The sequence below is a fragment of the Enterococcus sp. BWR-S5 genome (assembly GCF_016745255.1).
In the GTDB taxonomy this organism is placed as follows: Bacteria; Bacillota; Bacilli; order Lactobacillales; family Enterococcaceae; genus Enterococcus_L.
This window is the reverse complement of the sequence record NZ_JADOEQ010000013.1, coordinates 61807-78255: the sequence shown is the minus strand read 5'-3', so window position 1 is coordinate 78255 and position 16449 is coordinate 61807. Positions and strand designations below refer to the sequence as shown.

The 16449-nt window shown below is 40.6% G+C and carries 15 protein-coding genes and 1 other annotated feature; of the genes, 14 read left to right on the top strand and 1 reads right to left on the bottom strand.

Annotated features, from left to right (window positions below):
* Positions 1-11: 11 nt before the first annotated feature.
* Complete coding sequence (locus tag IW510_RS14720; RefSeq protein ID WP_202060928.1) at positions 12-347, top strand: PadR family transcriptional regulator; 336 nt, start codon at positions 12-14, stop codon at positions 345-347.
* A complete protein-coding gene (locus IW510_RS14715) occupies positions 337-693 on the top strand; it encodes a DUF1048 domain-containing protein (RefSeq protein WP_202060927.1) in 357 nt (118 codons plus the stop codon). The genes IW510_RS14720 and IW510_RS14715 overlap by 11 nt, the downstream gene beginning before the upstream one ends.
* 144 nt (positions 694-837) lie before the next feature.
* On the opposite strand, the gene IW510_RS14710 is transcribed toward IW510_RS14715, so the two are convergent.
* Positions 838-1830: a class I SAM-dependent methyltransferase gene (locus IW510_RS14710; protein WP_202060926.1), complete on the bottom strand. Its 993-nt coding sequence runs from the start codon at positions 1828-1830 to the stop codon at positions 838-840.
* Between the two features lie 397 nt (positions 1831-2227).
* On the opposite strand from IW510_RS14710, the gene IW510_RS14705 reads away from it, so the two are divergent.
* The 12 genes from IW510_RS14705 to IW510_RS14650 all read left to right on the top strand — a co-directional run bounded on the left by IW510_RS14705 (position 2228) and on the right by IW510_RS14650 (position 16443).
* Positions 2228-3010 carry an SDR family NAD(P)-dependent oxidoreductase gene (locus IW510_RS14705; RefSeq protein ID WP_202060925.1) on the top strand — a complete coding sequence of 261 codons (783 nt, stop codon included), beginning with the start codon at positions 2228-2230 and terminating at the stop codon, positions 3008-3010.
* Positions 3011-3013: 3 nt separating this feature from the next.
* A complete protein-coding gene (locus IW510_RS14700; RefSeq protein WP_202060924.1) occupies positions 3014-4165 on the top strand; it encodes a glycosyltransferase in 1152 nt (383 codons plus the stop codon).
* The gene (locus IW510_RS14695; RefSeq protein ID WP_202060915.1) at positions 4158-4790 is read left to right on the top strand and encodes a hypothetical protein; all 633 of its coding nucleotides are present in this window, start codon (positions 4158-4160) and stop codon (positions 4788-4790) included. Before IW510_RS14700 ends, IW510_RS14695 begins: the two co-directional genes overlap by 8 nt.
* Positions 4768-6039, top strand: coding sequence for a glycosyltransferase (locus IW510_RS14690; protein ID WP_202060912.1), 1272 nt, complete (start codon positions 4768-4770; stop codon positions 6037-6039). Before IW510_RS14695 ends, IW510_RS14690 begins: the two co-directional genes overlap by 23 nt.
* On the top strand, positions 6036-7013 hold the full coding sequence (locus IW510_RS14685; RefSeq protein WP_202060910.1) for an NAD-dependent epimerase/dehydratase family protein: 978 nt from the start codon (positions 6036-6038) through the stop codon (positions 7011-7013). The genes IW510_RS14690 and IW510_RS14685 overlap by 4 nt, the downstream gene beginning before the upstream one ends.
* Positions 6988-7788 carry an MBL fold metallo-hydrolase gene (locus tag IW510_RS14680; protein WP_202060909.1) on the top strand — a complete coding sequence of 267 codons (801 nt, stop codon included), beginning with the start codon at positions 6988-6990 and terminating at the stop codon, positions 7786-7788. Before IW510_RS14685 ends, IW510_RS14680 begins: the two co-directional genes overlap by 26 nt.
* Entirely contained in the window at positions 7785-9053 is a 1269-nt protein-coding gene (locus tag IW510_RS14675; protein WP_202060908.1) for a F390 synthetase-related protein, read from the top strand. Before IW510_RS14680 ends, IW510_RS14675 begins: the two co-directional genes overlap by 4 nt.
* Before the next feature lie 11 nt (positions 9054-9064).
* The gene (locus IW510_RS14670) at positions 9065-9997 is read left to right on the top strand and encodes a 3-oxoacyl-[acyl-carrier-protein] synthase III C-terminal domain-containing protein (RefSeq protein ID WP_202060907.1); all 933 of its coding nucleotides are present in this window, start codon (positions 9065-9067) and stop codon (positions 9995-9997) included.
* A 151-nt stretch (positions 9998-10148) separates the two neighbouring features.
* Positions 10149-10358 (top strand) — a binding site (T-box leader).
* 136 nt (positions 10359-10494) lie between these two features.
* Positions 10495-11793 carry a histidine--tRNA ligase gene (gene hisS / locus IW510_RS14665; protein ID WP_202060906.1) on the top strand — a complete coding sequence of 433 codons (1299 nt, stop codon included), beginning with the start codon at positions 10495-10497 and terminating at the stop codon, positions 11791-11793.
* A 229-nt stretch (positions 11794-12022) separates the two neighbouring features.
* The gene (aspS, locus tag IW510_RS14660) at positions 12023-13792 is read left to right on the top strand and encodes an aspartate--tRNA ligase (protein WP_202060904.1); all 1770 of its coding nucleotides are present in this window, start codon (positions 12023-12025) and stop codon (positions 13790-13792) included.
* Between the two features lie 414 nt (positions 13793-14206).
* Positions 14207-15082 carry a YitT family protein gene (locus IW510_RS14655; RefSeq protein ID WP_202060901.1) on the top strand — a complete coding sequence of 292 codons (876 nt, stop codon included), beginning with the start codon at positions 14207-14209 and terminating at the stop codon, positions 15080-15082.
* A 323-nt stretch (positions 15083-15405) separates the two neighbouring features.
* A complete protein-coding gene (locus IW510_RS14650) occupies positions 15406-16443 on the top strand; it encodes a sugar-binding transcriptional regulator (RefSeq protein WP_202060899.1) in 1038 nt (345 codons plus the stop codon).
* The last annotated feature ends 6 nt before the right edge of the window (positions 16444-16449 follow it).

Below are 16449 nucleotides of genomic sequence, written 5' to 3'. Positions count from 1 at the left end.
GATTATTTAACGTGGACGGTATTACAGAAATGCTCAAAGGTGTGTTGGAAGGCATGATATTGGAAATCATCGAGCAAAAAGAAACCTACGGCTACGAGATCACAAAAGACTTACAGAGCTATGGGTTTGCTGATATTGCGGAAGGAACAGTTTACACAATCTTACTCAGATTAGAAAAGAAAGGGTTCGTTGAAGTGACCAAGAAAAAATCAAGTCTGGGCCCTTTGAGAAAGTTTTACACATTGAATGATGAAGGAAAAACCGAATTGGCGCTTTTTTGGAAGCGTTGGGCATTCGTTTCACAGCAAATTGAAAAACTGAAGGAGACTAAACGAGATGAATCTTAATTTTATGGACTATTTCAAGCAAGTCAAAATAGATAAAAAGAAATACCGGGAAAAAATGGAAGAGATGAAGCAGCTGCCAAAGGATTACCAAGTCGTTTATGATGAAATTCAAAAATTTGTTTGGCAATTTTCAGCAGGAGATGGCATGGATATGCTGAATGCTCTTTATAATTTAATCGAGTTCTTTGAAGAAGGAGCAGAAAATAATGTTCCTGCTTTGGAGCTGGTTGGCAATGATGTCGGAGAGTTCGCAGAAACTATGTTACGGGAAGTACAGGCAAAAACGCAGATGAATGAATTGAAGAGAAAAGTCAATGAACGAGTGAAAAAACGACTTAGCGAATAAAGTGATTGTAAGTTAAAACAGAGCTGTCTGTCTTTGTTATCTTGGGAAAGTCGGAAAATGGAATACCTGAAACAGCGACTACTTGGATGTATTTTCCAAATAGTCGCTGTTTTAATAGGTCCTCGTTTATACAGCGCTTATCTCTTAATTTTGAGAAAAAAGATAAACAGTAGAAGGCGATTCTAACTCTATTTCGCCGACTTTTTTTAAATCAGCTGCATCAAATATTTGGATTAACTGGTCAGGGGTAAAAGAACTTCCGGTACCAACGAGAGAAAAGAATAAATCAAACATTGACTCTAAACTATCAGCAGGATCGGTGAGTAAAAACTCGTTTATAAGAATCTGTCCATCCGGTTTTAGATACTGACGTGTATTTTTTATTAGTTCAATATTTTCCTGATCGTTATAGCCATGCATGACATTACTTAAGATAATGAGATCCACTTCAGGTATTTCTTCGAATCTATCAAAAATATTGCCAGTGAAGAATTGCAGCCGATTTTGTTCCACGAGCTCTCGGTTATTTTCCTTTGCAATTTCGATAACATCTTCATTATCAATTCCAATTCCTGTCCAAGAAGGGTTTTCTGCGAGTAGACTTGACGTATACATACCAGTTCCGCAACCCAAATCCAGTATTTTCAAATCATCTTTTTGTAATAAATTATTTTTGAAATGAGTCACAATATTTTTAGCACTAATAACGGCTAAGGATTTAAGAAAGGGCATGGCACTTTCCCAGACTTCATGATTCTCATCAGAGAAAACGTTTACACCGCTTTGCCCACTAAGAGTCATTTCGGTAAGATGACCGAATAAGTTGCGATTTAATCGTTGATGAAGCAACCAGATCGTACCACTATATAGCGGACTGTCCTTTAGTACATAAGGGGCGAACTTGCTTTCAACAGTGTATTCACCGTCCTCTTCAGCTAAAAATCCAGTGTTTGTCAGTAATGCTAAAATTCGTTTAATCGTAGGTAAATGATACTTTTTAGAGCTGCTTAATTCCTCCGCAGTATGACAGCCGCCGGCAATATCATCAAATATTTCCAGTTCCAATGCAGTAAAAATTGATTCAATTTCTGCTGGGCGCCATGTTGCTGCTAAAAAATCATGATAAGTTTTATCCATACAGCATACCTCACTTCAATAATTTATTTAGGATTTTATTTTACTTTTTGTTGTAGTGCTAGTCAAAATGTATGCTCACTTGAAAACTAGTTGAAAGTTGAGAATCTCATGTGTATCCGCTTGTTAGGATTATGGCTAGGATAACAGTTGGGTAATTGGCCTTTACAAGATAATCAGAAACGCTTCCTGTTGAGGTATAGGTGTTCTTTTGTTGAGCTCAATTCAAAAAATCATTTTTAACAGAAGGAAGGATTTAGCATAAAACATATAGACTAAAAGAACTGGCTGGGTGAGTATAAGCGGTCTTCCTTAATGGTTTTCGAAAGTTTCCAATATTGTTTTTCATTGCGTTTACTGGGATAATAAAAGCTATCTCATGACGGGGAGGAGGAAATGAATGAGTAAGAAGGTTTTGATTACCGGGGCTACTTCTGGAATTGGGCGGTCACTGACCTATAGATTAGCTGAAGACGGCTACGACTTGTACGTTGTCGGTCGCTCAAATGAAAAATTGGCTGAGTTAAAAACGGACATAGAACAGCGCTTCAAGCAACGTTGTGTTTGTTACTGTGTAGACCTTAATAAAAGTGAAGAGGTGAAATCCTTTCTGGTGAATGAACTTCAAGTGGATATTCTGATTCATTGTGCCGGGATTGGAAAAGTGGGTGATTTTAATATACTCTCTATTGAAGAAGAGGAAGAGATACTGCAGGTAAATGTACAAGCCTCGATGTTGCTGCTGAAGACCTTTGCTCAACGCTTTGTCGCACAGGATTATGGAGTTATTGCAGTGATTTGTTCAACGGCAGCATTCTATCCCCATCCTTTTATGAATACCTATGCTTCATCCAAAGCGTTTCTTTACCATTACAGCTTAGGGCTTGGAGAAGAGGTTAGGAAGTATAGTAAGCAGGTGAAAGTAATTGCTGTGTCCCCAGGCCCAACAAGTACAGCTTTCTTCGAGCCAAAAACAAAGGAGAAGATGGTAAGAAGTCAGACAGAAACCCATTTTGAAATGAGTGCCGAGCAGGTTGGTAAAGGGATTGCCAATGCTCTTTTTTCAAATCGTTCGGCTGTAACAATCGGAAGAAGAAATCAGCTGATGACAGTAGTCCTGCGCTGTTTACCACTTAAGTTACGAATCAAGGTTGTTGGAAAATACATAGCAAAGGGAGTGTGAAAAATGGTTGTTCTATTTCTCAGTGTCATAGTATTTGCCGTCGTTTTGTTTTGTTTGCGGCTGCATCTGGCTTCGTTAAGTATTACAGAAAAAAGAAAAAGGGAGACAACCAAGATAAATGAAGCGAGCTACACGATTGTTCAACCTATTTTATCAGGTGATCCAAGATTAAGGCAGGACCTCGAAAAAAATCTTGCCAACACAAGGACGATGCGTTTTATCTGGTTATTGGATAAACAGGATCAGACGGCTCAGGACATAGCAGCAGCTATATTGGAAAATCCAACCTATAACGAGCGGACGAAATGCCTACTGCTGGATGAGGTGCCGGATAGAATCAATCCTAAAAGCTTTAAGCTGCAGCAAGGGTTGGCAGCTATACAAACAGAGTATACGATTGTCTTAGATGATGATAGTGTAATTGATTTTCAGCGTTTTAGTGAAATGTCTGTTTATGAGCAGCGAAGGGATGAATTTTTAGTTACCGGTATCCCTTATAATGATGGGCAAACGGACTTTTGGTCTCGGTTGGTTGCCGGCTTTGTGAATAGCAATTCTTTAGTCACCTATTTTCCTATGGCATACAGGAATGAAACGAATACTGTCAACGGCATGTTTTATATCATAAAAACCGAGCTGTTAAGGAAATACCACGTATTTGAAAGCATTCAAGAAGAATTGTGCGACGACCTCGCTGTGGCTGAATATCTGATGGAGCAGGGAGTCCAGCTGGTTCAAAGCAGTATTCCTTGTAACGTTCGTACCACGCTGGATAATCCGCAGCAATATGTGCGGCTGATGAAACGCTGGCTTCTGTTTGCGACGATTTATATGAATAGACATCGGTCGCTCAACTTGCTTCTTCTAGTTGTTTTGCCTAGTCTGTTACCGACACTGCTGCTGCTTATAAGTATCGCTGTTGGAGGTATTGCCCCGTTAGTAGTCGTAGGCTTGATGGGTGTTAAGGCATTTGTGATGAAGCAATACCGAGAAAAGGTATTCTCAATTCATGAAGGAGCTTCAGCTGCCTTTTATGAGGTGTTGAATGACTTTTTACTACCATTACTCTATTTGTATACGTTACTTACACCGTCTGTGATTTTGTGGCGAAATAGAAAAATTCGAGTATATGATGGGAAAATTCGTTATGAGTAAATTTCGTAGCTACCTTCACCGATTACAGCAATTGAATGAGGCTGAAACACTGGTAAAAGGTCAGAAGGTGGTTCTCTTCATCAGCGGAAGCAGTCACTTTGAGCATGCAGAGCTATCTGAATATCAGCGCTCATTTTTTTCTTGGAGTCTTAATCAATCATCGGATTGGCTGCCAATGAATTTTCCTTATAATGAAGGGTTTGTTAATTCGAATCCGGTTTTCCCTTCGTTGCTGCAGGCCAGTTGGAGCAACTGCTTGTATTTTTTGCACACACGTTGGAACAAAACGTTTCAAAAGGAGCTAATTCGTCACTTAACGCCTGTTTTTCAGTGTGAGGAGGTCATTATTATTTCGCAAAGCTCAGGCTTGAATATGCTGACTACCATTTTGCCAAGCATTGACAGTCGGTATAAAAAATTGAAGATTATTGCACTGGGACCTGTGTCCTTGAAAAAAATCAATAAAGAGAAGTATCCGTGTATAGTGATTAAAGGTAAAAAGGATATTTATTCTAGGCTGCTGGACAGACATCAGCCAGATTATCTTGTCGAAAGTACACATTTTGATTACTTGATGAGCTCGGAAGTGAGGGAGATTGTTGATGACTGCATCAGAAAAAATTAGAATTGATGTGATTGCGGTTCCGTTTAGCGGGCATCTTTATCCCTTGTTGGAGGTGATGACGCCATTGCTTCAAAACGAGCGATACAGCATTCGTTTTATTACAGGCGTACAAAAAATAGAGACGGTAGAAGCGCTGGGCTTTGGCAGCTATCCATTATTTCCGGAGCATCCAACGATTATGGAAGACATCGCCAATACAGAGACTCAGGCGAAATTGACAGAGATGTATCAGCAATTGAGGCAAAATGTTACACTGATTCCGAAAGCTGTTCAGCAGATAGAGAATGCGTTGATAGAGAATCAAACGGATATTGTTATCGCAGACTTTATTGCGGTTCCGGCGGGAGTCGTTTGCGAGCGACTGGCTATTCCTTGGATTACGACAATACCGACTCCTTTCGCCTTGGAAACAAAAGACGGTACACCTAGCTATATAGGCGGCTGGAGAAGCAAACGCGGAATACCATATCACTTGCGGGACTTTTTGGGTCGAAGGCTGGTTCGTACAGTAAAAAAAGGATTTTTCTTTTTGATTCGAAAGGAAGCCGCTGCATTGGGCATTACGCTATACAATGACAAAGGCGAAGAAGCCATTTATTCGCCGATGTCCATTTTGGGCATGGGGATGGAGGAGCTGGAATTTTCACGGACGTTTCCAAAACAGTTCAAATGGATTGGTCCTTGCTGTCATTCGCCGGAAAAGAAAGAGATTGTAATTCTTGATAAAACCGCTTTTCGTCAAACAATCCTGGTTACTTTAGGCACGCATCTGTTATGGGGGAAGACGGCGATGAAAAAGCAGCTTTTAGAGATAGCGGCTCATTTTCCGGAGTATTTGTTTATCCTCTCTTTAGGCGACAATAAAAGAGCGGATGAACATGAAAAAATTGGAGAAAATGTTTATCAATATGGCTATATCCCTTATTCAAAAAATATGGCACAGTTCGATTATGTGATTCATCATGGAGGAGCCGGCATTTTATATAATTGTATCAAGTATCAAAAGCCGGCGTTAATCTTACCTCATGACTATGATCAGTTTGATTACGCAGTCAGAGCGGAGCATGCTGGCATTGCAATGACAACGAAAAAGAAAAAAACAACACAAGTAATCGGAAAATTGCAGGAACTGCTGCAAAAATCGGAGTGGCCAGAGCTGGAAAGGCTGAGTAAGCAGTTTTCAACTTATAAACCATCACAAGCAATAGATGAAGAAATCCAACGATTAATGAAAATGGTGAGAAAATGAACGTATTGGTAACAGGAGCCACAGGATTTTTAGGGAAATATATATTGGAGGAGCTTGCCGCGCAAGGGTATGAGGTTACAGCCTTTGGGCGGAATGCGTCAATTGGCGAGGGCCTAACCAATGAAAAGGTGCGCTTTATTCAAGGTGATTTTACTGAGCCAAGCGGGATTATGGCAGCAGCAGAGGGGATGGATGCTATTGTTCATGCCGGTGCTTTATCGACCGTTTGGGGTAAGTGGTCTGATTTTTATCAGACAAATGTTGTCGGAACAGAAAATGTGCTTGCGGCATGTGAAGCTAATCAGGTTAAGCGGCTGGTTTTCATCTCCTCTCCCAGTATTTACGCAGCTGCGAAGGATCAGTTGCAGGTTAAAGAAACTGAAGCGCCGGAGAAGAATGAGCTGAATTTTTATATCAAAAGCAAGCTGTTGGCCGAAGAAAAAATTCGTGAAAAAGCTACCGTAGATAGTGTTATCCTTCGACCTAGAGGGTTGTTTGGTATTGGCGATACAAGTATTATTCCGCGCTTGATAAAAGTAAATAAAAAAATTGGTATCCCTCTTTTTGATGGTGGGCAGCAACTGATTGATGTAACCTGTGTGGAGAATGTTGCATTAGCTGTTCGCTTAAGCCTGGAAAGCAGTCAGGCAGTTGGAGAGACCTACAATATTACGAATAATGAGCCGACGCCGTTTAAAGAAATACTGGATCAGCTTCATTGTGAGCTGGGCGTCCCTGTACACTATCTTTCTTTGAACTATTCATTGATGTACGGCGTTGCAAGCAGCTTAGAAAAGCTGTACTCACTATTGCGGATTACCAAGGAACCGATTTTCACAAAATATACACTCTATTTATTGAAATACAGCCAAACCTTGTCCATAGACAAGGCGAAAAATGAGCTGAACTACCAGCCAAAAATGACAGTAGCTGAGGGAATAAAAAAATATGCAGAAGACTATAGAAACAATTAACTATTACGCTTGCGGATATTGTACCAACAATCAAGCAACGCTGTTCAAACAAGAAGAAAAGAAAGAGCTGTTGTTTCCGGCAGGTGTTTTTCTATTGAAACATAAATCTCAGGGCTATATCCTGTATGATACCGGCTATACAACCGAGCTTTATCAAAAGAAATGGCTTTATCGCATCTATAATCGTTTGAATCCGACGGTAATTGATAGGAAGCAAATGATTGATTATCAGCTCAAGCAATCAGGCATTCAACCGGAAGAGATACGCTTGGTGATTCTTTCTCATCTTCATCCGGACCATATCGGTGGCACGAAGTATTTCCCTAACGCGCGCTTTCTACTTTCTGAGGAGTGCTTCCAAGCCTATAAAAAGAACAAATTTAAGTCACTGATATTCCATGAATTTTTACCAACTGATTTTGATGAACGAATCGAACGAATCGCACCCAGAGAAAAACAGAGTGCTTTTCCCTATAAAGAAGCATATGATTTATTTGGAGATGGCAGTATCCTGCTGGCTTCCTTTGATGGTCATGCAAAAGGTCAGCTTTGTATGTATCTTCCAGAACACAACCTCTTTGTAGCTGCTGATATCTGTTGGGGAATTGACCTGTTAGAGAAAACGAAAAAACTACGTCGAATCCCGGCGCTGATTCAAGATGATATCACTGCATACAAAACAAGTATTCAGTATCTAAAGGCAATCATGTCAGACGGCAATCAGGTTGTCGTCAGCCATGATCCTGAAAAAAGAATTCGGGAGGTGTTAGGATGAAAAAGGGATTGTTGTTATCAACCTTTGTGAAGGTACGTTGGCTGCAAAAATGGTCCTCCCGACAACAGCTTGAAGCGTATCAAGAGAAAGCTGTTTCGAAACAGCTGTCTTATATGAAGAAGCACTCGCCATATTACAGTCGGTGTAAAGAAGAGCCATTGCCGTTAATGGACAAGGAAAAAATGATGCGTCACTTTGACGAGTTAAATACAGTTGGCGTAAAGAAGGAGCAGGCTTTTGAGATTGCCTTGCAGGGTGAACGCACAAGAGATTTTCAAGAAGACTATCAAGGGATTTCTGTGGGACTCTCATCAGGGACCTCCGGCAATCGGGGTATTTTTCTAACGAGTGAAACAGAGCAAGCCATTTGGGCTGGAACAATACTGGCCAGAATGCTGCCGAAAGAAAAACTATTGAATCATAGGCTGGCTTTCTTTTTAAGAGCAGATAATCAGCTGTACCAAACGATCCAATCCAAAGCAATTCAGCTTGCTTACTTTGATATGTATCAACCCTTTGAGGAGCATTTAGCTCGATTAAACCATTATCAGCCGACGATTTTAATTGCACCTCCTTCTGTGTTGCTTCGACTGGCGCAGGCGATGAAGGAAAAGCATCTAGCGATTCATCCAACAAGGATTATCTCCGTTGCAGAGATTCTGGAAACATGCGATGAAGAGTATTTGAAGGAAAGTTTCAGTCTGTCTGTCATTCATCAAATTTATCAATGTACAGAAGGATTTTTGGGCTGTACCTGTGAACATGGCACCTTGCATTTGAATGAAGATATTGTCAAATTTGAAAAGGAATATATAGATGAAAAACGGTTTTATCCTATCATTACTGATTTTAAACGTACCTCTCAGCCGATGCTTCGCTATCGTCTGAATGATATCTTGATAGCAGCGGATCAGCCCTGTGCCTGCGGCTCTGTTTTTGAAGCAATTGAAAAGATTGAAGGACGAGAAGATGATATCTTTATCTTCAATGGACTTAAGCAAAAAGAGGTAGCAGTCTATCCGGATTTTATCCGTCGCTGTCTGCTGTTTGTCTCAGAGGTTAGAGACTATCAAGTGATTCAAACTGCAAGCAATCAGTTAATAATTAAAGTAGAAGGCGTGTCGGAAACGACGCAGCAAAAAATAATTCAAGAATTTGCCAAGCTGGCAGCGGATCAGGAATTTGAACAGCCGCTGATTCGCTTTCAGCCTTATGAACAGGAACAAGAGAAAAAAATGAAAAGAATTCAACGAATCGTTGAGTAGGAGCGAGAAAAATGAATGGTGTAGAAATAACTGGTTATGGTACAGCTTTACCAAAAAATACAGTAACATTTGGCGATCAAACAAGATACCGAGTGGTCGCCGGAGAGACACAAATCAGCTTAGCCGTGGAAGCCTGTGAACAAGCCTTGCGTCAGGGGAATTTGGATATAACAGAGATTGATTGTCTTGTTTCAGCGAGTGCCGTAGCTGTTCAACCGATTCCTTGTACCGCAGCACTAATTCATGAGCAGATTGCACAAGGAACAGATATACCTGCTATAGATATTAATACCACCTGTACGAGCTTTGTTACGGCTCTGGATACTTTTTCTACGTTAATTGAAGCGGGGCGATATACGCGTGTGTTGATTGTATCTAGTGAGGTTGGCTCGTTGGGGTTAAACCCAAATCAAAAAGAAAGCTTCGAACTGTTTAGCGATGGCGCTGCAGCGATTGTCTTGGAACGCAGCACGAATCCTGAAAAAGGAGTTATCAGTGCTATGCAGCGGACTTGGTCAGAAGGCGCCCATCAGACTGAAATTCGTGGTGGACTAACCGCGTTTCCCCCAAGTAACTATAGTGAAGAAACAAAGGAAGAATACATGTTTGATATGCAGGGCAAAGCGATATTATCACTTGTAATCAAAAAGCTGCCTAAAATGATGGCGGCTTTCTATGAACAGAGCGGATTATCTGCTGATTTGATTGACAAAGTTGTTCCTCATCAAGCGAGCCGTGCCATGCCGTTGTTAATGAAGAAAATTGGGTTCTCTAAAGAGCAGTATTTTGATACGGTGAAGGAGTATGGAAACATGGTTTCCGCATCGATTCCTTTCACCTTGTGTAACGCCTTGTCTGAACAAGCGATAAAGGATGGAGACACCGTTTTGTTTATTGGAACTGCTGCAGGTCTTACAACGAATATTCTTGCAATGAGATGTTGAGGGGGATAGGCTCGCCAGAATCAAGGTTCTGAAAGAAATGGTTAGATAGTTTTAAAGCAGGAAATGTCTTTCTGAGGGAGAAAAAATGTTCGGGAATTGCTGAAATTCTACTTGACTTTCATGAAAATCTCTAGTAGTTTATATGTAATATTGAAAATCAATGAAGGAACGAGTAAATTTCCTGTTTGTGTTAAAAAGAGAGAGATGCCTAGGCTGAAAGCAGCTCCACAAAAGAAATTGAAAGACATTCCAGAGATGAATGGAAGAAAAGCCATTCCGTTACGAGCGTTAATCGTTGAGATGAAAGAGCAATCTTTCAAATTAGGTGGTACCGCGTATGAATAATTCATTCGCCCTTGTATTGATACAGGGGCGAATTTTTTTTGTTTATCAGAAGAAGAACGAGACCGATGCATCGAATTATTTGCGAATCAATAGAGGTATTGCTTTATCATCAATTTAGGAAAATCAACGAGAATGAAATGGAGGAAAATCAGATGAATTACCAAAAGCCCAAAGGCACCTATGATTTACTGCCAGGAACAACTGAGAAATGGCAGTTTGTTGAAGAAACAGCACGTCTGCTTTTCAGAGACTATCAATATCAAGAAATCCGTACACCGATTTTCGAACACTATGAAGTAATTGCTCGAAGTGTGGGTGATACCACAGATATTGTTTCCAAAGAAATGTATGATTTTTATGATAAATCAAATCGTCATGTGACACTGCGTCCGGAAGGAACAGCACCTGTTGTTCGAGCTTTTGTAGAAAACAAACTGTTTGGCCCGGAATATGCCAAGCCTTATAAAACCTTCTACATGGGACCGATGTTCCGCTATGAAAATCCTCAGGCTGGACGGCAACGCCAGTTCCATCAAATTGGTGTTGAAGCATTTGGGAGTGACAATCCCGCAGTTGATGTGGAAAGCATGGCAATGGCGATGGATTTCTTCAAACAGTTGGGGATTAGTGAAATCAAGCTGGTTGTTAACTCTTTAGGAGATAAAGAGAGTCGAGCTGCTTATCGCCAGGCCTTGATTGACTATCTTGAACCTAGAGCAGAAGAACTAAGTGAAGATTCGAAACGCCGTCTTCACGAAAATCCACTACGTGTATTGGATAGTAAGGATAGACGTGATAAGGCAATTGTTGCGGATGCACCGTCCATTTTAGATTATCTAAATGAAGTATCAAAACAGCATTTTGATACGGTACTGCAAATGCTTGAAGAATTAGAAATTCCCTACGTTATCGACCAAAATATGGTGCGAGGGTTGGATTACTATACTCATACGATTTTCGAAATCATGAGTGAGGCGAAAGCCATGGGCGCACAGTCAACGATTTGTGCGGGTGGTCGTTACGATGGTCTGGTGGAAGAGCTGGGCGGACCGGAAACACCGGGCTTTGGTTTTGCTATGGGAATTGAACGTATTCTTCTAACGATGGAAGCAGAGGAAGTCATCATTCCTGAAATCAACGAGGTTGATGCTTATGTTGTGGGTATCGGTCCTGATACGAATCTCGCTTCATTAAAGTTAGTTCAGGCAATCAGAAATTTTGGTTTTTCTGCGGATCGTGATTTTATGGCACGTAAGCCTAAGGCACAGTTTAAAACAGCAGCCAAGTTGAATGCCAAGCTAGTACTGACTATCGGTGAAAGTGAGCTGGTTGAAGGTATTGTTAACGTAAAGAATATGACCAGCCGTGAAGAAAAGCCGTTTAAGCTGGATGACATCTATGAACGCTTCAGCGAGGTTTATGATGAAATGACAACAATCATGTTTGACTAATAACAACTATTGAATCGAACGATTGTATGAAAAGCTAATGAACAGTAAAAATGGGATTTGTTTCTGACATGAGAAAAGAGACAAAAAGCAGCAACAAAAAAATGAATGGTATTGATAATGAGAGGTTCCACTGTTTTCGCGATTTAGTCGGAAGAGGTGGCACTCCAAAAGAAAGAAACCAAGCAAACACTTGATTGGTTTCATCAGCAAAAGAAAGGGAGTTTAGATTATGGCAGAACGTACACTATATTGTGGCAAAGTAACAAAAGAAGTTGTAGGCAAGGAGGTTGTCCTTAAGGGATGGGTGCAAAAGCGCCGTGACCTTGGAGGGGTAATCTTTATCGACCTAAGAGATAGAGAAGGAATTGTTCAGGTTGTATTTAATCCTGAACGTTCAAAAGAAGCATGGGAAATTGCAGATAAATGTCGTAGCGAGTATGTCATCGAGATTTTTGGTGAAGTTGTTTATCGTGATGCGGAAGCAATTAATCCTAAAATGCCAACCGGTGAATTTGAAGTAATGGCTTCAGATATTACGATTTTGAATAAAGCAAAAACACCGCCGTTTATCATTGAAGATGATAACAATGTGAGTGATGATATTCGTATGAAGTATCGCTATTTGGACTTGCGTCGTCCGGCGATGACAGAAAACTTCAAGCTGCGTCATCAGGTGACGAAATCGATTCGTCATTATCTTGACGATCAAGCATTTATGGATGTTGAAACACCTTATCTTGGGAAATCATCTCCGGAAGGTGCGAGAGACTATTTGGTACCATCACGTGTCCATGCAGGGCATTTCTATGCATTGCCTCAGTCACCACAAATTTTTAAACAATTATTAATGGGTGCCGGCTTTGATCGTTACTATCAGATTGTTCGCTGTTTCCGTGATGAAGATTTACGTGGAGACCGTCAGCCTGAATTTACACAAGTAGATATTGAAACAACGTTCCTGACAGCTGAAGAAATTCAGACAATGACCGAGGAAATGCTGGCTAAAGTGATGAAAGAGGCAAAAGGAATCGATTTGCCGCTGCCATTCCCACGCATCAGTTATGATGAAGCGATGGCTCGTTACGGAAGCGACAAGCCTGACACACGTTTCGATATGGAATTAATTGATATTGCACCAGTAGTAAAAGATGTAGATTTCAAGGTGTTCCAAATGGCATTGCAAAGTGGCGGACAGGTTAAAGCCTTGAACGCCAAAGGAGCAGCTGATAAATATTCACGTAAAGACATGGACAATCTTGGTCAGTATGTCAGCCAGTTTGGAGCGAAAGGCCTTGCTTGGCTGAAGGTTGAAGAAGATGGTCTGAAAGGACCAATTGCCAAATTCTTGACTGATGTAACCGATGATTTGATTAAGGCAACCAATGCTGAGGTTGGTGACTTGTTGATGTTTGGAGCGGATACTGCCGGAGTGGTTGCTGCTTCATTAGGAGCGATCCGTTCTCGTATGGGGAAAGAGTTGGGATTGATTGATGAATCGAAATTCAACTTCCTATGGGTAGTAGACTGGCCATTATTTGAATACGATGAAGAAGCAGACCGTTATGTTTCTGCCCATCATCCGTTCACTTTACCAAGAGAAGAGCACATTGAACTGTTAGCCACGGCACCGGAGAAAGTTTACGCTCAAGCCTATGATGTTGTATTGAACGGCTATGAGCTAGGTGGCGGTTCGCTACGTATTTACCAACGTGAGCTGCAGGAGAAAATGTTTGAAACCTTAGGGCTGGATGCAGAGCTTGTTCAAGAGCAGTTTGGCTACTTGTTGGATGCATTGTCTTACGGATTCCCACCACATGGAGGAATTGCGCTAGGCTTGGATCGCTTGGTTATGCTGCTTGCCGGTGAAGAGAATATTCGTGAAGTCATCGCTTTCCCTAAAAACGGAAAAGCTGCAGACCCGATGAATAACGCACCAAGCACAGTATCACCATTACAGTTGTTTGAGTTGAACCTTGATGTAATAGCAATAGAAGAATAGAAGTAAAATGAGGTCGAGACAAAAGTGCTAAGCTCTGAGAATTAAGAAGGAATATTCGAAAATTGTCAAAAAACACTATTCATGAAATGAATAGATGTTGATTGATACCTAACTGGAGTTCCCTCATATTTTCTGGATAGTTCGGCTTAATTCCGAAGGAGTTGCTTTTGTCTCGCCGTTTATTCGTTTTTAAATACGAAGAGAGTTTGGGACAGAAATTAATAAAGTCCCAAACTCATTTTTTTTCTGAAATAGAGCAGAGAAGATTGAGCAGTAACAGACCTGTTCTTTGAACCTTGTTTTTCAGGTAAACAAATGGTAAGACTTTGATCTGAACTATGGAAAAAGTAAATAAAGTAGTGTAGTATACAGTATCATATAATGAAAAGCACATAGAGAAAGGTTCTATTTCATATGAAAAAAGCGATTGAAGGCATCCCTGTTAATGACTATACAACCAAACTATCTGTATCTATTGTTTATGCAATTTTAGCATCGATTGCGATGAACTTCTTTTATCAGCCGGGGAATATCTACTCCAGCGGTATCACTGGTTTAGCGCAGATTTTAACGACGCTATCCACAAGAGCATTAGGCTTTAATGTTCCAGTGTCCATCACCTTGTTTGCACTGAATATCCCTTTGTTCTTTCTGGCTTGGCGTAAAATTGGCAAGAAATTTACAATTTTTACCTTTATCACGGTTGTATTGACCTCCGTATTCATGCAAATAGTTCCTGAAACGACCCTGTCCGATGATCCGATTATTTGTGCTATTTTCGGGGGTGGAGTGATGGGTGCCGGAATCGGCTTTGCTTTGAAAAACGGACTTTCTTCAGGCGGCTTGGATATCTTCAGTATCACTATTCGTAAGAAGACAGGACGATCTGTTGGTTCAATTTCTATCTATTTTAATGCCTTAATCATATTTGTTGCAGGGTATTTGTTTGGTTGGCAATATATGTTTTATAGTGCATTATCAATTTTTGTCAGTGGTAAGGTAACAGATGCTGTATATACGAAGCAAAAGAAAATGCAGGTAATGATTATCACGAAGAATCCTGAAACAGTCATCGATGCCATTCAAAAGAAAATGCGACGTGGAATCACAATCATCCATGAAGCAGAAGGTGCTTATAACCATGATAAGCAGACAGTATTGATTACAATCGTTACACGTTTTGAGCTGCCCTCCTTGGAGGCAGCGATGAAGAAAGCCGATCCATCTGCATTTGTCAGTATTTCTGATAATGTAAAAATACTCGGACGGTTCTATGAAGAAGAGTTATAACAATTGAAAAGAAGAGAAAGAGCCTTTGGTGCTCTTTTTTTCTGTAAAAAAGCAGATAATTTTCAGATAAACACAGAAAAGTCATTAGATAGAATCGTGTTCAAATGTCCGAGGAGCCAAAAGCGATCTTTTTATCATATTCAATCATAAAAAATGAGTTCTTTTCCTTGAAAAGAACTATGAAAACTGCTAAACTATCTTTGTGAGGTTAAATAGTCTTTTTAACTGAAAACCACAAAAAGAAAGGCTTCATTATTTTTTTACCATTCATAGGTCGTTTTTAGTCATACTTGGACGTTTTATGACCAACGGAGGAGTCAATCATGCTTGAAGAATTGAAAATGATCGAAGCAGTTGCTCCGGATATGCTTGATGTGATGCAGGAAAGATATCATATTTTACGAAATATCTATTGGATGCAGCCAATCGGCAGAAGAAGTCTCTCAGAAAGTATGGGACTGACGGAAAGAGTGTTGCGAACCGAAACGGACATGCTCAAACAACTTCAGCTGATTAAAACATCAAAAAGTGGTATGACATTAACTGATAAAGGTTTGGAAGTCTATCAAGGACTTGAAAAGATGATGAATCTGCTTTTCGGTATTCAGAAGATTGAAATTGAAATTGCCCAGTTGTTCGGTATCCAACGATGTATTGTCGTTTCAGGCAACAGTGACAATCAACGAAAAATTCTGGATGAATTCGGAGAAGTACTGACACACTCGTTAGATATGCTTCTACCGGATGATGATAACATTATTGCTGTAATGGGCGGTACCACAATGGCTCAGGCAGCAGAACATATGGGCATCCTTGAATCAGAAAAACGACATAACCTTTTCGTTCCGGCAAGAGGCGGGATTGGTGAAGCTCTTACTGTTCAAGCAAATTCGGTAAGTGCTGTCATGGCACACAATACCGGCGGACAGCATCGCGCACTATATATTCCGGAACAGCTGAGCAAAGAAACGTATGATTCTTTGCTGCAAGAACCTTCCATACAGGAAGTTCTCGAGCTGATTAGCCATTCCAATGCGGTAGTTCATAGTATTGGGCGAGCGTTGCATATGGCTGCACGAAGGAAAATGTCTGATGAAGAGATGATTATGCTTAAGCAAAAAAATGCTGTAGCAGAGTCATTTGGTTACTTCTTTAATGAACAAGGAGAAGTCGTTTATAAAGTTCCGCGAATCGGATTACAATTGAAGGATTTGCAGAATATTCCCTGCGTCATAGCACTGGCTGGTGGAAAGACAAAGGCTAAAGCGATTCGCGCATATATGAAAAATGCACCGGAACAAACGTGGCTCATCACAGATGAAGCCGCAGCAAATGAGATTTTAAAAGGGGTAACCCTTTAAAATAAA